Here is a 21,397-nt window from a genome sequence, read left to right as displayed (position 1 = left end):
ACCCCGCCCGGCGAATCCGCCGGGACGCGGACCGCCGCCACCGGGACGACCAGGAGCGCCCCCACCTCCCGGGCGCCCGGGAGGGCCACCGGCGGGTCGAGGCTGGAACATGTTCGCGTTGGGGCGCGGCCCCCCGGTGCCACCTGGGCGGGGCGGCATGCCACCCCCCGCTCCGGACCGTGGGCCACCGGGGCGTGGCGGCATCCCGCCGGGAGTGGGCCGTGGACCACCGGCGCCGGCGCCACCGGGTCGCGGTCCACCCGGCCGGGGGGTGCCTGGCCTGGGGGTGCCTGGCCTGGGGGTGCCCGGCCGCGGGGCGCTGGGCCGGGGAGTGGACGCCGACGGCGGACCCGACTGACCGGCCGACGGGCGCGGCCCAGCGGACGGGCGCGGCCCAGCGGATGGACGGGGCCCGGCGGACGGCGTCGTGTAGGGGTTGTTACCGGGCGCAGCCGGCCGGGGTCCGGGGCGCGGGCCAGGCCGGGGGCCGCCGGGGGTGGGACCGCCAGCGGTGGGACCCGAGGGAGGAACCGGGGTGCCGGGACGCGGGCGGCCACCGCCCTGCGGTGCACCGGAACGCGGAGCGCTCGGCCCGGGTCGCGGCCCGGAAGGGGCGGACGGCAGCGGCGGCGCGGGTACGGCGGAGGCCGCGGCCGGACGGGGAGCGGCGGGTGCAGACGTCGGCGAGGCCTCCACCGGGGAAGCCTGCACCGGCGGGGACGCGGGCGACGGCGCCGGGGTCACTGGACCAGGCCGGCCGGCGGGACCAGGCCGCCCGGGAACCGGACGCGGACCGGGCCGCGGCGCCAGACCAGGACGGGGCGGCGAGGTCGGACGGGCACCGCTGCCCGGCGGTCCCGGACGGCCGGTGGTCCGGCCCGGGGAGGTGGGTGCGCCGTCGGCGGGGAACGCTTCCTTCAACTTGCGGACGACGGGTGCCTCGACAGTGGACGAAGCGGACTTCACGAACTCACCGAGATCCTTGAGCTTGGCGAGCACGGTCTTACTGTCGACACCAAGCTCCTTGGCGAGCTCGTGTACGCGGGCCTTTCCTGCCACGGTGCTCCTTCGTTCGGCCCGCGGTCCGTGCCCGCGTGACCTCGTTACCTGCTGGTCGTGATCATGGCTGGGTGCTCATTGAGCGGTCATCGCTGTCTCGACCTGCTTCCCTGTCGACGTCTGTTGGCGCCGCCTGTGGGAGGGGGTGCCGCTGGCGCGGGTACCCACTCCGTCTGACCCGGCCGGCCCGCTGCCGCGGTCCGCCCGTTCCATCCATCTTTACCTGGTATCTCCTGTGCCTGATATCTCCCTGTGCCTGGCGCGACTACGGCGGACCGGCCCCGGAGGGACCGGCTACCGCGGGCAAAGCCGCTCCAGATACAGCCTGACCTGCTTCGATCCGAGCGAGCCCGACACCCGCAATGCCCGTGGGAACGCCTTGCGACGCTCCGCGAGATCGAGGCATGCAAGATCGGGATGCACGTACGCACCCCGACCGCGCATCCGACGACGAGCATCCGGCAGAAGCTCGCCGCCTTCTACAACGATACGCAGTAGGTCAGAACTCGGCGCACGGCTTCGACATCCGACACAGGTACGAACGGGCTCCGCACGACGCGCCATCGCAAGTCTATCCCGCTCGGCCCCGAGAATGGCCACCCGCGGCAGGCGATCGCCGCGGTACCGCAGCTGGTCCCGATCGTCGAGGCGCACCAGCGGAGCCCCGTTCGGATCCGCTCCCACCGCCCTCGCCGGAGTCCTCGGTGTCAGAGTGGATGTCGATGCGCCACCCCGTCAGCCGGGCGGCGAGCCGGGCGTTCTGCCCCTCGCGACCGATGGCCAACGACAGCTGGTAATCGGGCACCACCACCCGCGCCGAGCGGCTCGCCGGGTCCGTCACCTCGACCCGGGCCACCCGGGCCGGGGACAGCGCGCTCCCGACAAAGGTTGCCGGGTCGGCCGACCAGTCGACGATGTCGATCTTCTCGCCCCGCAGCTCGGCCATGACGGCACGCACCCGGCTGCCCATCGGCCCGATGCACGCGCCCTTGGGGTTGACCCCGGCCACCCGGGACCGCACCGCTATCTTGCTGCGATGCCCAGCCTCGCGGGCGATCGCGGCGAGTTCCACGGTGCCGTCGGCGACCTCGGGCACCTCCAGCCGGAACAGCCCCTTCACCAGCTCGGGATGGGTGCGGGACAACGTCACCGTGGGTCCGTGCTGCCCCCGCGCGACGTGCACCACATAACACTTGATCCGGTCACCGTGCTCGAGCCGCTCGCCGGGAACCTGCTCGGCCGGCGGCAGGACACCCTCGACGGTGCCGAGATTGACGAGCACGACCCTGGAGCCGGCCCGCTGTTCGTGATGTTGCACCACACCGGAGACGATCTCGTGCTCCCGGTCAGCGTACTGGCCGTAGGTGACCTCCTGCTGGGCCTCGCGCAGCCGCTGCATGATCACCTGTTTAGCGGTCATAGTCGCGATCCGCCCGAAGTCCGCCGGGGTGTCGTCGTACTCCCGGCTGGTGCCGTCCGGACCCCGTTCCCGGGCGAGGACGGAGACATCTCCGGTCGTCCGGTCGATCACCACCCGGGCGTCCTGCGCGGACCCGGCCGTGTGGTGATAGGCCGTCAGCAGTGCCGTCTCCATCGCCTGCACCAAGGTGTCAAAGGCAATGTCCTTCTCCCGCTCGATTCCGCGCAGCGCGGCCACGTCGAGCTTCACCGGGTCATCTCCTTACCGGCCGCGCCCCGGGGGCCGGCCTCCCGGCCGTCGTCATTGGATTCCCTCCCCGGCGCCGCCGGAAGATCGTCGCCCGGCTCCCCAGACCCGAGATCGGCTGTCTCGCCGGGTTCCACCAACGCGGCGGACGAAGACGGCGTCTCCACCGACTCGACAGAAAGATCATCATACGCCTCGGCCGAGAACTCGACCTCGACAGTAGCCCGGGCCACCTGTGCGAAGGTCACCCGCGCAAGCCGCCGGCGCGGGGGGCGTCCGGGTCGCGCGGGATCCGTCGCCACCGCCAGGTCCGCCCCCGATTCGTCGGCGGAGAGGACACGCCCGGCGAGGACGATGCCGTCTCGATCACGTACCGTGACAAGCCTGCCGATCGCGCGGCGCCAGTGCCGAGGCTCGGTCAGCGGCCGTTCGACGCCCGGTGAGGTGACCTCGAGAACATAAGGCCCGGCGACCAGGCCCTGGCCGTCGGTCTCGGCGGCGTCGAGCAGCTCGGAGGCGAGCCGGCTGGCGTCCGCGGCCGCGTCCAGGTCGACTCCGCCGTCGCGGTCCACCACCACCCGCACCACGCTGCGCGATCCGGCCCGTGCCACCGTCACATCCTCGAGATCGAAACCCGCGTCGGCGAGGCCGGCCGCCAGCCGAGCCCGCAGCGCCGTCCGAACGCCGCCGCGCCCGCGGGCCGATCCGGATGGGCTCCGGTCGCGCGCGCGGCCGGCCTCCCCCGCCCCTGCCACTTCGACCGTCCCTTCCCGCATCCGCGATGCCTGATCATCCGCCGGACCCACGACGCCGCTCCCCACGCCGTAGGCCGGCCGCCACATTGTCATCCCCCCGGGGGGCGATACCCAGGTTCGGCCGGCGCCATCAAGCCGTGCGACCCTCGTCGACCCGACCTGCGGCACCGTCGAACAACGAGGACCGACCGCCGACGGTCCCGCCGGGCTGGGCCGTCACAGGGGCGAACGGCATCCCGGGTGAGATCCATAGCCTACGTCCGCCCCGACCGGAGTCCGTCGCGACCCGGGGGTAACCGGATCAGGCCGCGCGGACCACACGGCGGTCCGGACGACAGCAGGGGATGTGCGAAGCTGCGACGGTGGATCCGGCGAACCTCACCCACGCCTCCCGACGACGGGTCCTCGCCGGGCTGACCGGCCTCACCCTCACCGGATTTACCGGATTCGAGGCCGCCGGGTGCAGCACCACGGTCGCGACGAACCGGACCGGTCCCGCAGTGGGCCTGGGCGGCGACGACCGCCGGGCGGCGAGGGCCGCCGCCGTCCGGGCGACCGCGCTGGCCGCGGCATACCGGACGGCGGCCGAGCGCCACCCGTCCCTGCGTCCCCTGTTCGACACGCTGCGGGCCCATCACGAAGTCCAGCTCCGGACCTTGGCCGAACAGTTCCCGGGCTCCGCACCGACCACGCCGGCCCAGGCAGCCACCCCGGCCCAGGCAGCCATGCCGACCCGGACGATCGGGCGCGACGGCGCCGGGACGGCGGGAACGGCGCAGCTCGTCGACGAGTCACCCACGGCCCGCGCCGCCACCATCGCCTCCCTGACCGGGATGGAGGGTGCGGCGACGAACGCGGCCCGCACCGACTGCCTGCGCGCGGGCGGTCCGCTCGCGTCCCTGCTGGCGAGCATGTGCGCCGCCGGGACCGCGCATGCGGAGCTGCTGGCCATCTCTGCGAGCCGGGTGTCCGGATGACCGCCGGCACACCACCGGGCGATCCGGCGTCGGCGACCCCCACGGAATCGACCGCCGCAACCGACCACCCGGATCCCGCGGGTGTCGCGGCGCTGGTCACGATGCTCACGGCCACGCATGCCGCCGTCTACGCCGCCGCGGCGGCGGGAGGTGCCCTCGCGCCGCTCGGCCCGGCCGCGGCGCAGGCGCGTGAGCTCGCACGACTGAGCTATCTGGCGCACCAGGCGCTGCGCGACGACCTCATCACCGCGATCCGGGCCCGCGGCGGGGAGGCGCCACCGGCACTGCCCGCCTATCGACTCCCCGTCGCACCGGAGGGAATCGGGGCGGCACTGGCCCTCCTGGCCAGGATCGAGGACGCCTGCGCCATGGCGGCCCACGACGCCGTCACCGTGCTCGTCGGGGACGTCCGTGCGCTGGCCCTGGACGCGCTGACCGGCACCGCCGTACGCGCGCAGCGGGCCCGCATCGCGGCCGGCATGCCGCTGGCGGCCGCGAGCCGCGCGCTACCGGGGACGTGACCTGGCGTCCGGGGAGGCCGGGCCCGCTCCAGGAAGCGGGCCGCTCCCGTCAGCGGGTGACCCACGCGTCGGGGTCGCCGCCGAGGGTGGTCACGATGTCCGGAAGCTGACCACTCGCCACGTCAGCGAGGGTCACGGCCTCCAGCACCCGCCGCAGGTTCACCCGAACCGCGATCCACACATCCTGCAGGTTCTTGGCCGCGCCGTCGTAGTTCGTGTCCTCGGGACGCCGGCCTCGCACGCTGGCGAGCGGACCGTCGGTCGCCCGGATCACCGTGGCGATGGTGATCCGGGCGGGAGGAAGGCTCAGCTGGTATCCCCCGTCCGCGCCCCGGCGGCTCTGGACCAGCCCCGCCCGGCGTAGATCGGTGAGGATGTTCTCGAGGAAGCGCAGCGGCAGATCCTGCGCCGCGGCAAGCGCCTCGCCCTTGACGAGCCGACCGTTGCTCGCGGCCAACGTCAGGAGTGCGCGCAATGCGTAGTCGGCGCGAGCGGAGATCTGCATGCATCCATTCTGCCGCCGGTCCTCGCCGAATGGGTGGGCCGGGTCGGCAGCGGGCGAGGCGCGGCCCCGCGCCAACGGGCGCTGTTCCCGCCGCCGGCTCGGTCGAACGAGCCTGCCGGCCAACGAACCTGCCAGCCAACGAACCTGCCGGCCGGGGAATCGGGGACTTCCTCAGCCAGCCCTCTCGGGATGGGGGGCGTCCGTGCCGCCGTCGGCGGAGGAGGTGGCCGTGGTGGCGGCTCCGACCGCCGCCACCTCCTTTGTACCGGCCGCGGCGGACCCGCCGGCGCTGCCGCCCCGGCGACGCCGAGCCGCCCGGACCGCCGTCGTACCCTCCGCAACCAGCCCACGGCGCTGCCGCATCCGCTGGTCCACCGCGTTGAATCCGGCATCGATGAGCACCCCGACCACGAAGATCGTGATCATCGAGGCCAGTACCCCGACCGTGTCGAGCAGTTCGCGGGCATTCTGCAGGTCGGCCCCGACGGACGGATGCCCCGGAACGATGACCAGCAACTCGCCGGCCATCAGGCTGCGCCAGGCGAACGCCCAGCCCTGCTTCAGGCCCGCGAGCACCGAGGGCAGGGCCGCCGGTACCACGATGTACCGGTAGAGGGACAGGCCACGCGCGCCCATGCTGCGGCCGACCTGGACCAGTAGAGGCGGCACGTAGTCCACGCCGTAGATGACGCCGTTGGCCACCGACGGCGCCGCCCCGAGCACCACCACGAACATGATCGCGGACTCGCTGAGCTTGAACAGCAGGACGGCGAGCGGGAACCAGACGATCGAGGGCATCGTCTGCACCGCGGTGATGAACGATCCCACCGCGGTACGCAGGACCCCGAAGCGGGACACCGCGATCCCGACCACGGTGCCGATGAGCACGGCGAGGGCGTATCCCTCCAGGGCCCGGACCAGGGTGCGGGCCAGAGCGTCCCAGAAGTGTCCGCTGCCCAGCTGGTCGACGAACTCGCCCAGCGCCTCGCCCGGCCCGGGCAGCACATAGCTGGGCTTCCAGCCGCTCCAGACGACGATCTGCCAGAACAGCAGGAACAGGAGCAGAGCGCCGAGCTTCGGCCAGGTGGCCGCCCAGGCGCGGGCCGCGAACGGCCGCCGTTGCGCGGTCGGGATGTCCAGCGCGTCGAGGCCGGCGAGGGCCACGTCGACGTCGAGGGGCTCGCCGGCCTCGCCGAGCCCGGCACTCTTACGGCTGGGGACGCTGACGTCAGTGGCCATGGCGGCCAACCTCCTCGCGTAGCCGCGCGGTCACCTCGGTGGCGAGCTCCGAGACGTGGGTGGAGTCGAGCCGGCGGGGGCGGTCGATATCGACGTCGAAGATCTCCACGACCCGGCCGGGCCGGGAGGACAGCAGCACGATGCGGTCACCGAGCCGGACCGCCTCGCGCACATCGTGGGTGACGAAGATGACGGTGACCCCCGTCTCCCGCCAGATCCGTTCGAGTTCGTCGTGGAGCAGATCGCGGGTCATCGCGTCGAGCGCACCGAACGGCTCATCCATGCACAGGATGTCGGCCTCCTGCGCGAAGGCCCGGGCCAGGCTCACCCGCTGGCGCATGCCGCCGGACAGCTCATGGGGGCGCTTCGCGGACAGGCCGGCCAGCCGGACCATCGCGAGCAGGCTCTCGACCCGGTCCCGCCGCTCGGCCTTGCCGATCCCCCGCAGCCGCAGCGGCACCTCCACGTTGCCGCCCGCCGTCAGCCAGGGCAGCAACGCCGAATCCTGGAACATCATCCCGACCCGCCGGCCGGTGGTGTCAACGACGCCCACGGAGGGCTGGTCGAGACCGGCGATCAGGGCGAGCAGGGTCGATTTCCCACAGCCGGACGCACCGAGGAGACAGACGAACTCGCCCGCCCGGACATCCAGGGAGACGTTGTCGAGCGCCTTGACGCTGGCGGGCCCGGATCCGAAGACCCGGCTGACGCGGTGGATGCGCAGCGCGGTGTCGGTGAGTACAGCGGTGTCGGTGAGTACAGCGGTCATGGTTCATTCCCCCGTCGCGGTGTATGCGGCCGGTGTGCATGGACGGACGGATGGACGGACGGATGGACCAGGCCGGGGCATCGATGATCGACACCCCGGTCTGGTCGTCGCCCTGTGGTCTCGGACCGAGGTTCAGCCGGCCCGGCTACCGGGGGTGCCGCGGGTCAGGAGTCGGAGACCGTCGGTTTGCCCTGCTTGGCGAGGATCTCGTTGAGGACCGTCAGATCGAACAGACCGTCGAGCTTCGGGTTCTCGATGAGGCCGAGCTCCTCCTGGTGCTTCGCTGAGGTGAACAGGGACGCCGCGATCGGGTCCGGAGTGAAGGTCAGCCCCTTCCAGGCCGAGGTGAGGATCTTGTCGGACAGCGGCTTGCCGCTCAGCTTGCCCAGTGCCGTGTTGGTGACCTTCGCGCCGGCGTCACGGTCGGCGTTGAGCGCGTTGATCGATTCCACGTTCGCCGTGATGAGCCGGCGGACGATCTCCGGGTTCTTCTTCAGGTAGTCCGTGCTCACCAGAAGCACCGTCGTGACGAACTGGCCCTTGGTCTCCGGCCACTCGTCGGCCTCGTTGACGAGCACCTTGCCCCCCGCGGCGACGAGCCGGGAGGCTATCGACTCGGGCACCCAGGCCCCGTCGATGGCCTTGTTGGCGAAGGCGTCCACCGTCACGGTGTTGTCCTGGGGCTTGATGGAGACATCACCCCCGCCCTGGGGGTCGGTCTTCAGCCCGTTCTCCTTGAGGAAGTACCGCAGCGCCACGTCCTGGGTGTTGCCCAGGCTCGGGGTGGCGAGCGTGGTGCCCTTGAGCTGCGCGACGGAGGTGATCTCAGGCTTGACCACCAGCGACGCACCACCCGAGGTGGCGCCGGAGACGATCCGCACCGCCTCCCCGTGCGACTTGATGAAGCTGTTGACCGCCGGGTTGGGACCGATATAGCCGGCATCGATGGCGCCGGACAGAATCGCCTCCGCCTCCTGCACGCCGGAGTTGAAGGTCGACGTCTTGAGCGTGACTCCAGAACCGAGGTCCTTGGCGAAGATCCCCTTCTCGACGCCGTAGAGAGCTGGCGCGTGGGTGAGGTTCGGGAAGTACCCGAGCCGCAGGGTGCCGGTGACCTGGCCGTCCGAGGCGACCGTCTGGGAGTCCCCGTCGTCACTCGAGCAGCCCACCACCGCCAGTACGAGCGCCCCCGCGGCGATGAGTGGCGTCGCTGCACGCCACAGTCTGCTCGGTCTCATAGATACCCCCTCACGCAGGCTGACGCCCGCGCCATGCATGTCGATCGAAGTCATCGGGATGGTAAGCATGCCAGATGGTGCCCATCCTGGCCATGTGACTTCATCGCGATGACATCGTTCTGCAATATCTTTGACCGGCCAGATGCACACAGCCGACAAAACGGACATTGCTGGGGATCAAAGAGGCCCCGGACACCATCGGAGCGGGTCCGGGATGGTCTCAGACCGGGATCGATCTCAGGACAAGATCAACATCAGAACAGGATCGACGCGAAGGTCCCGACCCGCTGGAAGCCCACCCGGTCGTAGACCCGGCGGGCGGCATGGTTGAAGTCGTTGACGTACAGGCTGACCAGTGGGGCGAAGGCGGCCCGCGCCAGCGCGACCACACTCGCGGTTCCCGCGGCGCCAAGGCCGCGCCCACGCAGCGCCGGGTCGACCCAGACGCCCTGGATCTGGCAGACGTCGCCCGCGACGGCGCCGATCTCGGCCTTGAACAGCACCCGGCCGTCGGCGATGTGGGCGAAGGAACGCCGCTGACCGACGAACTCGGCGACGCGGGCGCGGTAGAGGGCACCGCCGTCAGCGAGCACCGGGGACACCCCGATCTCCTCGGTGAACATGGCGATGCAGGCCGGCAGGATGACGTCCAGCTCGTCCGGGCGCACCGGGCGCACCGCCGGATCTGGGGCGACCCGCGGCGGGCGGTCGATCACGAGCAGGGGCTGGTCGGCCCGTACCTCCCGGGCCCGCCCCCAGGTCGGCTCCAGATGCTTCCACATCGCCGTCACCGAGGAGGAGACGCCGACGATGGACGAGCAGCGCCGTCCCTGCCGGCGAGCCCGCTCGGCGAACAGTCTCGCCGAGGTGGGGCCTGCCGCCACGGGCCAGAGGTTGGCGCCGGAATAACACAGAGCGACCAGGCAGCCATCCACGGTGTGCCCCCACATCTCGGCGCCGAGACGCCACGGGTCGAGCCCCACAGCCTCGACCCGAGATGCGACGAACACATCGGCGACCGGGTTGCGGGCCAAGAGCTCGCGGACGGCCGGAAGATCCCTGTCGTCAAGCAGACGGGGCGGCGCGGACCGCAGAGGTAGGCCCATCCGGTCGAACCGGTTAACCCACGGAAACCGAGGGTTCGCCGGACGGGGTGCCGTCCGCCGCCATCTCCTCGGCCAGCCGCATGGCTTCCTCAATGAGGGTTTCCACGATCTGTGCCTCCGGAACGGTCTTCACGACCTCACCTCGGACGAAGATCTGACCCTTGCCGTTCCCGGAGGCGACGCCGAGATCGGCCTCCCTGGCCTCGCCCGGCCCGTTCACGACGCAGCCCATGACGGCGACGCGCAACGGGACCTCCATGCCCTCGAGACCGGCGCTGACCTGATTGGCAAGGGTGTAGACGTCAACCTGAGCCCGACCGCAGGAGGGGCAGGATACGATCTCGAGTTTACGCTGCCGAAGTCCCAGGGACTCCAGGATCGCGGTGCCGACCTTCACCTCCTCGACCGGCGGTGCCGACAGCGACACTCTGATCGTGTCACCGATTCCCTCGGCGAGCAGGGCCCCGAAGGCGACCGCGGACTTGACCGTGCCCTGGAAGGACGGCCCGGCCTCGGTGACACCGAGGTGCAGCGGGTAGTCGCAGGCCTGGGCGAGCAGCCGGTACGCCTGGATCATGACGACCGGGTCGTGGTGCTTCACCGAGATCTTGATGTCGCGGAAGTCGTGCTCCTCGAACAGCGAGCATTCCCACAGGGCCGACTCCGTCAGCGCCTCCGGCGTGGCCTTGCCGTACTTCGCCAACAGCCGCTTGTCGAGCGAACCCGCGTTGACCCCGATCCGGATCGGAACGCCGGCGGCCTTCGCCGCGCGAGCAATCTCCCCGACCTTGTCGTCAAAAGCCTTGATGTTGCCGGGGTTGACCCGGACCGCGGCGCAGCCCGCGTCGATCGCGGCGAAGACGTACTTGGGCTGGAAGTGGATATCGGCAATCACCGGGATCGGGGATTTGCGGGCGATCGCGGCGAGGGCATCAGCGTCGTCCTGGCTTGGCACCGCGACCCGGACGATCTGGCATCCCGACGCTGTCAGCTGTGCGATCTGCTGCAGCGTGGCGTTGACGTCTGACGTCAACGTGGTGCACATCGACTGAACGGAGACCGGAGCGTCACCCCCGACCGGGACGTTGCCCACGTGGATCTGCCGGCTGTGCCGCCGCGTGCCGAGCGGACGGGCCGGAGCGGTTGGCATGCCCAGAGTTACGGTCACGTTGTCCTCACTGGCGAATCGGAGACGAAGATCGACGTGCGACTGACTCGGCCTGTCGGCTGCAGGAGGCAGGGCAGAATGGCACACCGTCGCGCATGTTCATACGGAATTACTGATTCAGGCGAATGGGATTGACAATGTCGGCGGACAGGACAAGCAGACTGAACCCGAGCAGTACGACGACCGTGGCGTACGTGGCTGGTAACAGTTTGGCGAAATCCACCTTCTGTACCGGACCGCGATAACCCCGGAGCCTGCGTAGGCCATGCCGGGCCTGCTCGAAGCCCAGCACGGCAATATGACCGCCGTCCAACGGGAGTAGGGGCAACAGGTTAAAAATTCCGACCGCGAGATTGATCGCGGCGACCAGAATGAGAAGATTCCGCACCCGGTCCACGGCCGAACTGCCCTCGGCCGAGACCACATCACCGCCGATACGCGCCGCTCCCACCACGCTGATGAAACCCTGGGGGTCGCGGTCGTCGCTGAAGATATTAGCGATATCACCGATCCGGCGGGTCAGCGTCTCATACATACCGGTGAACCCGGACCCGATGACATCGAAGGTGCGGGGCACGGCTTCGATCGGGTTGTAGTGCACTGTCTCGGTTCCCGGTCTGACGCCCAAGGCGCCGACCCGGTCGTCGCCCGCCTGCCCGGTCTCCCGATCGCGCCTGCCCTCCACCAGGTTCGGCGTGAGGGTGAGGGTGCGGCCGTCCCGTTCGACGACCATCACCGCAGGCCCCGCTCCGTGCGCACGCACCTGCCGGGTGAACTGCGCCCAAGTCGTGACCGGAACTCCGCCGAAGCTGACGATCCGGTCGCCCGGCCGCAGACCGGCCGCCGCGGCCGGCCCCGGTCCGGAACAGGTCGCGGTCGTGGCGACGCAGCTCGTCGCGCCGACCCTCGACTCGCTGATCGTGGTCGTGCCCAGGACGACAAGCACTCCGTAGACCAACACGATGGCGATGACGAAATGCACGAAAGAACCAGCCGACATGACCACGAGCCGGGCTCGCGCCCGCGCATTGTGGAAGGCGCGGGGTTCATCGGCCAGATCGATCTCCTCGAGCGGAGTCATCCCCTCGATCTTGACGAAACCGCCGGCCGGAATGGCCTTGATGCCGTACTCGGTCTCCCCCCGCCGCCAGGACCAGATAGTCGGCCCGAAACCGACGAAGAACTTGGAGGCCTTCATACCGTAGTGCCGGGCCGTCACGAAATGCCCGGCCTCGTGCGCGACGACCGACACCAGCAGGGCCAGTGCGAACGCCACAATGCCGAGAAGCTCCATCAGACCGCCCTCTCGGCGCCGGGGGGGCGACTCACACCATGTCCCGTTCGGTCTCGCGCCGGATCAGCCGCCCGGCCGCCGCCCGCGCGGCCCGTTCGGTGGCGAACACCTCCTCCACGCTGGGATGATCGATCACTTCGTGCTCGGCGATGACCTCGGCCACCAGGTCGACAATACGGATGAAGGGCAGCCGCCCGGCGAGGAAGGCGGCCACCGCCTCCTCGTTCGCGGCGTTGAAGACCGCGGGGGCGGTGCCGCCGCGCCGCCCGGCCGTGCGGGCAAGCTCCACCGCCGGGAACGCCACCTCGTCCAGCGGTTCGAAGGTGAGCGCCTGCGCCCGCGACCAGTCCATCGGCGGCTGCGCCTGCGCCACCCGGTCCGGCCAGCCGAGCGCCAGCGCGATGGGCAGCCGCATGTCCGGCGGGGAGACCTGAGCGATCGTCGAGCCGTCGGTGAACTCGACCATCGAGTGCACCAACGACTGGGGGTGCACGACGACCTCGATGTCGTCGTAGGGAACCCCGAAGAACAGGTGCGCCTCGATCAGCTCGAGCCCCTTGTTCATCAGGGTCGCCGAGTTGATCGTCACCAGGGGTCCCATGTCCCAGGTGGGATGGGCCAACGCCTGCTCCGGGGTAACGGCGGCAAGCTCGTCGCGGCGGCGCCCGCGGAAGGGACCTCCGCTGGCGGTCAGCACCAGCTTGCGTACCTCGTCCCGTCGCCCGCCCCGCAGGCACTGCGCCAGTGCGGAGTGCTCGGAATCCACCGGCACCAGGCGGTCGGGGTCGCCACCGAGCGCGTCGAGCACCAACGGCCCCCCGGCGACCAGCGATTCCTTGTTCGCCAACGCCACCGTCCGGCCGGCGGCCAGCGCCGCGAGCGTCGGGGCCAACCCGACCGAGCCGGTGATGCCGTTGAGGACGATGTCGCACGGCCACGCCGCGATCTCGCTCGCGGCGTCGGGACCGGCGAGCATCTTTGGCACGGGGAACTCACCCCGACGGTAGCCCCGCCGCGGCGCCTCGGCGAAGAAGGCCAACTGGAGGTCCTGAGCGGCCGAGGCCGCCGCCACTCCCACGGCCTGGACGCCGAGGTCCAGTGCCTGAGCGGCGAGCAGGTCCACCCGGGACCCGCCGCCCATCAACGCCACCACCCGGAACCGCTGCGGGTTGCGGCGTACGACATCTATCGCCTGGGTTCCGATCGAACCGGTGGACCCGAGCAGGACAACCTCACGCAGGATCGAAGCCTCCACCACGTCACCCATTCTCTCAGGCCCACCGACCGCTCGGCACCGCCCTGTTCGGTTCATGACAGGTGCCACCCGAAGATGCGCAATGGGTCCGGTGACAACTACGTTTCGTCAGGTCTGGTGGGCAGGACTTTGCGGTCGCCGCCCACCCCGATCGGCCACCCCGATCCGGGTGGCACGTCGGCCCGGTCGGTCACGTCGACGACGGCTCCGACGTCTGCTCGTCCCCGGCCAGGCGAGGAAGAAGGTGTGGCGCCGGTTGCCGGCTGCCCGGACGGTTCGGCACCGGGGAGGCGGACGACGCCGACGTGGTGGCGGGTCCGGAGGATGCGGCGGGTCCAGAGGATCCAGCCGCCGGTGCCGCGGGAGTCGGACTGGTGGCGACGCCCAGGCTGGCGGGACCGGCGGAGACGGCAGGGCCGGGCAGGCCACTCGTCGCGGACGTAGGCGTGTAACCGAAATAGGTCAACGCCACGATGGTGGCACTCAGGCTGACGGAGGTCGGACCCAGCGCCGGACGTGCCTGCGCCCCCGGCCAGGTGTGCCCCGCGCCCTGCATGGCCAACAGCCCGACGTCATGGCCGGCTGGGCAGCTGCTCCACACGGTGCGCTGCCAGGCAGCCGTGTCCCGGGAGGTCTGGCGGGCTCCGCTGCAGCCCAGAGCGGAGGCGTACCGGGCGAGCCGGTCCTCCACGGGCTGAGCGACGACTCCGGTGAAGGGGGCCGGCCGCGAAGCGCCTCCGCCGGCATACGGCGCGATCTGGTCCGAGGTCCCATGGATCTCCAGGACGTTGGTGGCGGGCTTGGCGCAGGAGCCGGGCAGCACGCTCGACCCGACGGTCACCGCCGCCGCAAGACGGCCCGGCAGCGCGCAGGCCAGCGTGAGCACCATGTTCGCGCCGTCCGCGTAGCCCACGGCGAAGACGCGTCCCGCCTCCAGGCACATCTGACCGACGAGGTCGTTGAGCAGCGCGCCGACGAAGAGCACGTCGTCGGGTCCCACCGCCTTCGATCTGGTGAAGTTCCACCGCCCCTGCATCCCGATCGGGGCGGCGACCACGAAGCCCGCCTTCGTCCCCTGATCGGCGAGCCGCGTGTACGCTTCCAGATCTTCCGGCGCCTGGTTCAGATCATGGAAATTGAAGATCAGCGGTAGTGGCCTGACCCGAGGACCCGCGGTCGGTACGGCGAGGACGTAGCCGCGCTCGGTTCCTCCCACCCGCAGCGTGCGGGTACCGATCCCGGACGGCAGGGTCTTCCCGGTGACGCAGCCGCTCTCGGGGGGTGGTGGGACCGTGGGCAACGGTATGGCCGACGCCACGGCGGCACCGGCGGCACGGCCGCCGGACGCCCCGAGAGCGGCCTGGGTCGCCGAGGTCTTCGCCGGCCCCGGCTCCTGGGACATCGCGTACCACAGGAGCAGCAGCAACACCCCGGCAGCGGCCGTGATCGGCAGCCATACGGTGTTCGTCGCCCGGATATCCGGGCGGGAGGCCCCCCGGCGTCGGCTCGTCGGACTACCGAAGGACACGGTCACCGTCAGACGTTGCGCTCCCCGCGCCACCGAACTCGGCGGGACGGTCGGATCCGACCTGCTCCGGCTGGTCCGTCCGCTCCGGCTTCCCGGCCGGCTCGGCCGCAAGCTGTCCGCAGGCTGCCACGATCTCCCGGCCCCGGGTGTCGCGCACCGTCGTCACGATGCCGCGGTCACGGAGCCGGCGGGCGAACGCGCGCTGGCCGGCCGGGACGCTGGCGCGCCATGAGGATCCACCGGTTGGATTCAACGGAATGAGGTTCACATGCGCGAGCCGGCCTACGAGCAGGTCCGCGAGGGCGTCGGCGCGTTCCACGTCATCGTTGACCCCATCGATCAGCGCGTACTCGACGCTTACCCGTCTGCCGGTCACCTCGGCGTACTCCCAGGCGGCCGCGAGCACCTCGGCCACCGGCCAACGGGTGTTGATGGGGACGAGTTCGTTCCGCAGAACGTCGTCCGGGGCGTGCAGGGACACCGCCAGAGTCACCGGCAGGCCCTCTCCGGCGAGGCGACGGATCGCCGGAACGAGGCCGACAGTGCTGACCGTCAGGCCGCGCGCCGACAGGCCCAGCCCGTCGGGGGGGTGAGCGGTGAGGCGGCGTAGCGCGACAATCACCGCGGCGTAGTTCGCCAGCGGCTCGCCCATCCCCATGAAGACCACGTTCGACAACCTGGTCGCGCCGCCCGCGAGCTCACGGCGCTGAAGAACCCGGGCGGCGTGCACGACCTGTTCGACGATCTCCGCGGTCGACAGGTTGCGGGTCAGCCCGCCCTGACCGGTGGCGCAGAACGGGCAGCCCATGCCGCAGCCCGCCTGGCTCGACACACAGACCGTCGCGCGATCCGGATATCTCATGATCACAGACTCGAGAGATGCGCCGTCCACGGTCCGCCACGCCGTCTTGCGGGTCAGACCGTCATCGCAGCTCAGCGTCCGCACCGGGACGAGCAGCCTCGGCAGCAGGGCGTCGAGGAGCGGCTGACGGTCCCGCTCCGGCAGGTCGGTCATCGCCTCGGGCTCATCGGCGGCGATCAACCGGGCATAATAGTGCCGGGCCACCTGATCGGCGCGGAAGGCCGGCTGCCCCAGCGACACCGCGACGTCACGTCGTTCCTGACGGGTCAGGTCGGCGAGGTGGCGCGGCACTCGGCCCGCTCGCCGGGTGAGCGTCAGCCGCACGGGCCAGCCCGCCTCGGCAGGTGAGGGCTGGTCCGGACGTCCGGATTCGGCGGTCGTGGCAGTCATCGCGGATCCAGTCTGCCAGGTGACCGCGACCGAGACGAATGCACGGATCTGTCCGAAGGGACCCACGAGAGGCGAGACCGGTCGGCTGAACCCGGTTCCGATCAGTTCAGGAAGGAAGTGATCAGAAGCCAGGCGACCGGGGCGGTGCACAACAACGAGTCCAAGCGGTCCATCAGGCCACCATGGCCGGGCAGCAGACTGCTCATGTCCTTGATGCCGATGTCGCGCTTGAGCAGGGACTCACCCAGGTCGCCGATCGTCGCGGTACACGCGACCGCCAGCCCGAGCAGAACGCCCTGCCAGGCCTCGGCCCCCAGCGGCCAGGCCAGCACGATCCCGGCGACGATCACACAGGTCACCGCCGAACCGACGAATCCCTCCCACGACTTCCCCGGGGAGACGGTAGGGGCCATCTTGTGCCGACCGCCGGAGAGGACACCGGCCGTGTAACCACCGACGTCGCTGGCCACCACCGTTCCCAGAAAGGCGACGACTCGCCAGCGACCATCGGAGGGTTCGGTGAGCAGCGCGGCGAAGCCAGCCGGAAAGCCGATGTAGCCGGCCACGAAGGCGGCGCCGGCGACGTCGCGGAGCAGACCCGTGGACGGCCCGAAAGCACGGACCAGCGCCGCCACGCCGATGGTGCCGGCGAGAGTCAGCAGCAGGCCGGTGGTCCCATCGACGTACGCGACGACCGGCATGGCCGCCGCCCCGGCAACCAGGGGAAGCAGGGGAACCCGTACCTGCGTCAGTCGGATCGCGCGGACCACCTCGTGGGTGCCCAGGGCCATCGCGACACTGATCACCCCGACAAAGATTACCCGCAGGGTGAACAGCGGAACGAGGATGACGGCACCGAGAAGGATGCCGACACCGATGGCGGCCGGCAGGTTGCGGCCGGCACGTGAGGGCCGGGGCACCATCCCGGCGGGCCGACCGTGATTACCGGGCCCGCGGGGATTACCGGACTCAAGCGGATTACCGGGCCCATGCGAGGATCCCGGCGGCGCGGATGACCCGGACGGCCCGGACTCAGCCACCGCGCGGCCGTCGACAGTCGTCATGGCCGCCCGGCCGTGGGCAGCGACCGCCGCATCGCGCACGCGTCATGCGCGGATCCGGGGACCGTCCAGACGATTCCGAGACCATGGGAATCGAACATCGGAGCAGGCGGCCGGCATCGAGAACGGACGCAGGAATGATCAAACCGAGAGAAGATCCGATTCCTTGAGCCGAAGAAGTTCATCCACCTGCCCGACGTATCGGTGGGTTGCCTCGTCGAGATCCTTCTCACCCCGCCGGCCCTCGTCCTCGCCGGCATCGCCGTCCCGCACGATCCGATCGATCGTGTCCTTGGCGTGACGTCGGACGTTGCGGATGCTCACCCGGGCTTCCTCTGCCTTGGTCCGAGCTACCTTGACAAGATCGCGACGCCGTTGCTCGGACAGCTCCGGAAAAACACACCGGATGATGGTGCCGTCGTTGCTCGGGTTGACCCCGAGATCGGAATCGCGCACAGCCTTCTCGATCGCCCCCAGAGACGACTTGTCGTAAGGCGTGATGATCACCATACGCGGCTCCGGGATGTGGAACGACGCGAGCTGCTGCACCGGTGTCGGAGCGCCGTAGTAATCCACCAGGATCTTGGAGAAGACCGCGGGAGTGATACGCCCCGTGCGGATGTTCGCGAAGTCCTCCTTGGCGACCGAGACCGCCTTCTCCATCTTCTCCTCGGCCTCGAGAAGCGTGTCGTCGATCACCGCATTTCCTTCCGTCTGTTCCTGGTCCGCCGGCGTCCACCGGGCGCCGGTCCTGTTATCATCGCAGTTCGGCCGAGCGCAGCCGAGTTCGTCGTCCCAGGGGCGAAGCCGTCCCGCCCGGTCCCGGATTCGCCTGACCGAGATCGCACAGCCGCCGCATGCAGTGTGCCTTACCACGGCGTCCCCGCTGACCTGGGCCGACACGGCACGCCGACCGGGCCGGGAAGCATCACCTTGTCATCTCGAGGCGTGGCCATCCCGATCCCGGTGGCGTGCCGGACCACCGCACCCACCGAGAAGCCTCGGAGCCGCCGGCCGCCCGATCAGGGAGCCGGCGATCCGACGACGCTCAGGCCTGGCGGATGTTGAACCGGGAGAACCGACCGACCTCGATCTTCTCACCCAGCGACGCGCCGGCCTGGTCAAGCAGAGCTCGGATGGTCACCTTGCCGTCCTTCACCCATGGCTGGTCAAGCAGCACGCTACTCTTCACATACCCGTTGACACGTCCTTCAACAATCTTCGCGATCGCCTGCTCGGGCTTGCCCTCCTCGCGGGCCGCGGCCTCGTAGATCTTTCGCTCCGCCTCGAGGACCTCGTTCGGGATCTGCTCGGCGGTGACATACAGCGGGTCCGCCGCGGCGATGTGCTGCGCGAGATCGCGGGCGAGTTGCTTGAAGTCCTCGGTCTTGGCCACGAAGTCCGTCTCGCAGCGAAGCTCGACGAGCACGCCGAGGGTAGGCGGGAGCTGCGGGTCGGTCCGGTGCAGGTAGGACTCGACCAGGCCGTTGGCGGCGCTGCGTGCCGCACGCTTGGCGACCTGTGCCTTGCCCTTCTCCCGCAGCCAGGACTTGGCCTTCTCGAAGTCCCCGGCGTTGTCGACCAGCGCCTTCTTGACGTCGCCCATCCCAGCGCCGGTGAGCTCCCGGAGCTTCCGGATGTCAGCGACTGAAATCTCTGCCATGGTGCTCTTCTCGTCGGTGTGGGTCTGGATGCTGTCGTAGTTCTACCGGTCCCGGCCCCGCGGTGCCCTTCGGGCGTCGCGGGAGCGCCCACCCGAGCGGCCCGGGTCCGACCACCGGAACCAGGCCTGACATTCGGGAGCGGTGGTCCCCGACCCGGCTCGGGGAACCACCGTCCTCCTCACACGATGTCACCGCTGGTCGATCGCCATCACCGCGGGCGAATGAGACGCGGTAGCGGGTCAGACCGTGGTGCCGACCGCGGCGTCCGGTCGTGTCCCGTCCGCGGGCCCCGCCGTCGCCGGCTCCACCGCACCCGGGGCCTCGACAGGTGCCTCACCACGCAGCAGTGCCTGCTCCCACTCGGCGAGCGGCTCCTCACCCGCAGACTGCTCGGGCTTGGCATCGGCAGAGCTCGAGGCGCCCGCACGGGCCATCAGACCGTCCGCGACCGCATCGGCGACCACCCGGGTGAGCAGCGCAGCGCTGCGGATCGCGTCGTCGTTGCCGGGGATCGGATAATCGACCTCGTCCGGGTCGCAGTTCGTGTCGAGAATCGCCACGACGGGAATGCCGAGCTTGCGGGCCTCACCGACGGCGATGTGCTCCTTCTTCGTGTCGACGACCCACACCGCGCTCGGCACCCGGCTCATGTCGCGGATACCGCCGAGGGTGCGCTCGAGCTTGACCTTCTCCCGGGTCAGCACGAGCTGTTCCTTCTTCGTGCGCACCTCGGTGCCGCCGGTCACCTCGATCTCCTCGAGCTCCTTGAGCCGCTGAAGACGCTTGTAGACCGTGGAGAAGTTGGTCAGCATGCCACCGAGCCACCGCTCCTTGACGTACGGCATCCCGACCCGGGCCGCATGTTCCTCGATTGCCTCCTGGGCCTGCTTCTTCGTCCCGATGAACAGGACCGTCCCACCGTGCGCCACGGTCTCCTTGACGAAGTCGTAGGCGCGGTCGATGTAGGACAGCGTCTGCTGCAGGTCGATGATGTAAATGCCGTTACGTTCGGTGAAGATGTACCGCTTCATCTTCGGATTCCAGCGCTTGGTCTGGTGCCCGAAGTGCACACCGCTCTCCAGCAGCTGCTTCATGGTGACGACGGCCATCGGACGTCGCTCCTTCCCGCCCGGCCTGGGCCGGGACGCCTCGGTTGTGACGGCGCCATCTGACGACGGCAGCCCCTGACGCCCGATTGGTCGTGGCCGTCGCTGTGCGGCGGACCGAGGAGACCCTTCCGATGATCCGATCCGGATCATCGGAAGTGGGCGTGCGAACTGGGCCCGGTGGACGGACCCTGCGAGCGATGATACCTGCCGGGTACGAGGATCCATCGGGCGACCACATCGGATCGGATCAACGGACCGGCCGGCGATGTCCACAGAGCGCGGGCACCGACAGCATGCGGCGGGAGTTATCCACAGATCACACGGCCGGTCTACCCAACGGCATCAAAACGCCGCACCGTGGACGAGGCCGGTCCGCTCCCCCCCTCGGATCGGCACAGCGGCGGCCGGACGAGCGGACCTGGACCGGGTCCGGCCGCCGCGCCTCCCCCGGACCCGGAGGTGTCACCGTCATGCCCCCTTTGCCACGCTTCGACCCGCTCTGGCTCGTCATCCCGGCGGTCGCCATCCTGATCGCCCTGGGACGGCCCACTACGATGCCGATCAAGCCGCACGCCGACGGGCCACGCCTCGTCCTGGCCGCACGTGATCCGCAACGGAGCACCACCGCCTTGTCCGAGCCCTTGTCCGAGCCCGGGCGGTCCGCCCCGTCCGGTGCGACCGACTCCGCCGGTGGGCTCGGCCCCGGTGACGGGTTCGGTACCGCGCCCCGCCACGACGTCATCGAGCAGGCCCTGGGGGTCAGCCAGGTTCGGGCCGTGGTGAGGACCCCGGTCCCACCTCCTCTCAGGCTCACCCCCGGCACGTCGGCGGAACCCTCGACGACACCTGCTCCGTCCACAGCGCGGTCGACGCCGGCGGCGCATCCGGCCCCCTCGCCTCGCGCCCCTCGCCGAAGGCAACCTCGTCACCTCGACGACCGGCGACTCCCACCGTCCGGCCTCCCTCCGCCTCACGATCTCCCCGGCCGGCGGACCGCCGAGCCGGGGAACGAACGCGGCCGGCCGTGACCCCGCCGGCCGCCGGCCCGCCGGGCGGCGGAGAAGGGGACGAGCACCCGGACCCGCCACCCGGCGACGTCAGACCGGAGAACTCCGCGGCACCGCCGGCCCACGGCGGCAGGGTCCGGGCTCTGCGATGGCCGTTGTCGGGGGCCGTCACGGTGAGCCGCGGTTTCGAACGCCCGCTTTCGCCCTACGGACCGGGTCATCGC

21 protein-coding genes and 1 pseudogene are annotated in these 21,397 nt (G+C 70.5%); 4 read left to right on the top strand and 18 right to left on the bottom strand.

Features of this window, described 5'->3' with window-relative positions:
- From AC08OU_RS10375 to rimP, 4 genes are all read right to left on the bottom strand, one after another.
- Nucleotides 1–1,059: translation initiation factor IF-2 N-terminal domain-containing protein (locus AC08OU_RS10375; protein WP_476604777.1), on the bottom strand; the 1,059-nt coding region annotated here is incomplete at its 3' end.
- Nucleotides 1,060–1,353: 294 nt separating this feature from the next.
- Nucleotides 1,354–1,623 (bottom strand): YlxR family protein, encoded by a 270-nt coding sequence (locus AC08OU_RS10370; RefSeq protein WP_476599153.1) that lies wholly within the window; start codon nucleotides 1,621–1,623, stop codon nucleotides 1,354–1,356.
- 7 nt (nucleotides 1,624–1,630) lie between these two features.
- Entirely contained in the window at nucleotides 1,631–2,728 is a 1,098-nt protein-coding gene (gene nusA, locus AC08OU_RS10365) for a transcription termination factor NusA (protein ID WP_462185774.1), read from the bottom strand.
- Nucleotides 2,725–3,501, bottom strand: coding sequence for a ribosome maturation factor RimP (gene rimP / locus AC08OU_RS10360; RefSeq protein ID WP_476604776.1), 777 nt, complete (start codon nucleotides 3,499–3,501; stop codon nucleotides 2,725–2,727). The genes nusA and rimP overlap by 4 nt, the downstream gene beginning before the upstream one ends.
- A gap of 323 nt (nucleotides 3,502–3,824) precedes the next feature.
- Here rimP and AC08OU_RS10355 point away from each other — a divergent pair, with 323 nt between their 5' ends.
- Nucleotides 3,825–4,457 (top strand): hypothetical protein, encoded by a 633-nt coding sequence (locus AC08OU_RS10355; RefSeq protein ID WP_476604775.1) that lies wholly within the window; start codon nucleotides 3,825–3,827, stop codon nucleotides 4,455–4,457.
- On the top strand, nucleotides 4,454–4,978 hold the full coding sequence (locus tag AC08OU_RS10350; RefSeq protein ID WP_476599147.1) for a DUF4439 domain-containing protein: 525 nt from the start codon (nucleotides 4,454–4,456) through the stop codon (nucleotides 4,976–4,978). Before AC08OU_RS10355 ends, AC08OU_RS10350 begins: the two co-directional genes overlap by 4 nt.
- A 49-nt stretch (nucleotides 4,979–5,027) precedes the next feature.
- Here the strand turns inward: AC08OU_RS10350 and AC08OU_RS10345 are convergent, their stop codons facing one another.
- The 14 genes from AC08OU_RS10345 to rpsB all read right to left on the bottom strand — a co-directional run bounded on the left by AC08OU_RS10345 (nucleotide 5,028) and on the right by rpsB (nucleotide 20,166).
- Nucleotides 5,028–5,483: an RrF2 family transcriptional regulator gene (locus AC08OU_RS10345; protein ID WP_476599145.1), complete on the bottom strand. Its 456-nt coding sequence runs from the start codon at nucleotides 5,481–5,483 to the stop codon at nucleotides 5,028–5,030.
- Nucleotides 5,484–5,654: 171 nt separating this feature from the next.
- Nucleotides 5,655–6,722, bottom strand: a complete 1,068-nt coding sequence (locus AC08OU_RS10340) for an ABC transporter permease (RefSeq protein ID WP_462202911.1) — start codon at nucleotides 6,720–6,722, stop codon at nucleotides 5,655–5,657.
- Nucleotides 6,712–7,491 carry an ABC transporter ATP-binding protein gene (locus AC08OU_RS10335; RefSeq protein WP_476592384.1) on the bottom strand — a complete coding sequence of 260 codons (780 nt, stop codon included), beginning with the start codon at nucleotides 7,489–7,491 and terminating at the stop codon, nucleotides 6,712–6,714. The genes AC08OU_RS10340 and AC08OU_RS10335 overlap by 11 nt, the downstream gene beginning before the upstream one ends.
- A 164-nt stretch (nucleotides 7,492–7,655) precedes the next feature.
- Nucleotides 7,656–8,729, bottom strand: coding sequence for an ABC transporter substrate-binding protein (locus AC08OU_RS10330; protein WP_476599143.1), 1,074 nt, complete (start codon nucleotides 8,727–8,729; stop codon nucleotides 7,656–7,658).
- Nucleotides 8,730–8,983: 254 nt separating this feature from the next.
- A complete protein-coding gene (locus tag AC08OU_RS10325) occupies nucleotides 8,984–9,835 on the bottom strand; it encodes a GNAT family N-acetyltransferase (protein WP_476599141.1) in 852 nt (283 codons plus the stop codon).
- A 13-nt stretch (nucleotides 9,836–9,848) separates the two neighbouring features.
- The gene (gene ispG, locus AC08OU_RS10320; RefSeq protein WP_476599139.1) at nucleotides 9,849–11,003 is read right to left on the bottom strand and encodes a flavodoxin-dependent (E)-4-hydroxy-3-methylbut-2-enyl-diphosphate synthase; all 1,155 of its coding nucleotides are present in this window, start codon (nucleotides 11,001–11,003) and stop codon (nucleotides 9,849–9,851) included.
- A gap of 109 nt (nucleotides 11,004–11,112) precedes the next feature.
- Nucleotides 11,113–12,297, bottom strand: coding sequence for a M50 family metallopeptidase (locus AC08OU_RS10315; protein WP_476599138.1), 1,185 nt, complete (start codon nucleotides 12,295–12,297; stop codon nucleotides 11,113–11,115).
- A 31-nt stretch (nucleotides 12,298–12,328) separates the two neighbouring features.
- Nucleotides 12,329–13,564, bottom strand: coding sequence for a 1-deoxy-D-xylulose-5-phosphate reductoisomerase (dxr, locus tag AC08OU_RS10310; RefSeq protein ID WP_476599136.1), 1,236 nt, complete (start codon nucleotides 13,562–13,564; stop codon nucleotides 12,329–12,331).
- Between the two features lie 178 nt (nucleotides 13,565–13,742).
- Nucleotides 13,743–15,080, bottom strand: coding sequence for a CE1 family esterase (locus AC08OU_RS10305; RefSeq protein ID WP_476599134.1), 1,338 nt, complete (start codon nucleotides 15,078–15,080; stop codon nucleotides 13,743–13,745).
- Nucleotides 15,067–16,332, bottom strand: coding sequence for a dual-specificity RNA methyltransferase RlmN (rlmN, locus tag AC08OU_RS10300; RefSeq protein ID WP_476599132.1), 1,266 nt, complete (start codon nucleotides 16,330–16,332; stop codon nucleotides 15,067–15,069). The genes AC08OU_RS10305 and rlmN overlap by 14 nt, the downstream gene beginning before the upstream one ends.
- A gap of 101 nt (nucleotides 16,333–16,433) precedes the next feature.
- Nucleotides 16,434–17,255, bottom strand: coding sequence for a phosphatidate cytidylyltransferase (locus AC08OU_RS10295; RefSeq protein ID WP_462202907.1), 822 nt, complete (start codon nucleotides 17,253–17,255; stop codon nucleotides 16,434–16,436).
- Between the two features lie 279 nt (nucleotides 17,256–17,534).
- Nucleotides 17,535–18,092: a ribosome recycling factor gene (gene frr, locus AC08OU_RS10290; RefSeq protein ID WP_462185789.1), complete on the bottom strand. Its 558-nt coding sequence runs from the start codon at nucleotides 18,090–18,092 to the stop codon at nucleotides 17,535–17,537.
- 349 nt (nucleotides 18,093–18,441) lie between these two features.
- The gene (gene tsf / locus AC08OU_RS10285; RefSeq protein ID WP_476599130.1) at nucleotides 18,442–19,056 is read right to left on the bottom strand and encodes a translation elongation factor Ts; all 615 of its coding nucleotides are present in this window, start codon (nucleotides 19,054–19,056) and stop codon (nucleotides 18,442–18,444) included.
- A 240-nt stretch (nucleotides 19,057–19,296) separates the two neighbouring features.
- Nucleotides 19,297–20,166: a 30S ribosomal protein S2 gene (gene rpsB, locus AC08OU_RS10280; RefSeq protein ID WP_462202906.1), complete on the bottom strand. Its 870-nt coding sequence runs from the start codon at nucleotides 20,164–20,166 to the stop codon at nucleotides 19,297–19,299.
- Nucleotides 20,167–20,636: 470 nt separating this feature from the next.
- Between rpsB and AC08OU_RS10275 the strand changes: the two genes are divergently transcribed.
- Both AC08OU_RS10275 and AC08OU_RS10270 read left to right on the top strand, forming a co-directional pair.
- Nucleotides 20,637–21,194 carry a hypothetical protein gene (locus AC08OU_RS10275; RefSeq protein WP_476604774.1) on the top strand — a complete coding sequence of 186 codons (558 nt, stop codon included), beginning with the start codon at nucleotides 20,637–20,639 and terminating at the stop codon, nucleotides 21,192–21,194.
- Nucleotides 21,191–21,397, top strand: a pseudogene (locus tag AC08OU_RS10270) (M23 family metallopeptidase); the annotation flags it as partial. The gene AC08OU_RS10275 and the pseudogene AC08OU_RS10270, both read left to right, overlap by 4 nt.

It is taken from the genome of Frankia sp. CcMO1, assembly GCF_977945845.1.
This window is presented reverse-complemented; position numbering and strand designations above follow the sequence as displayed.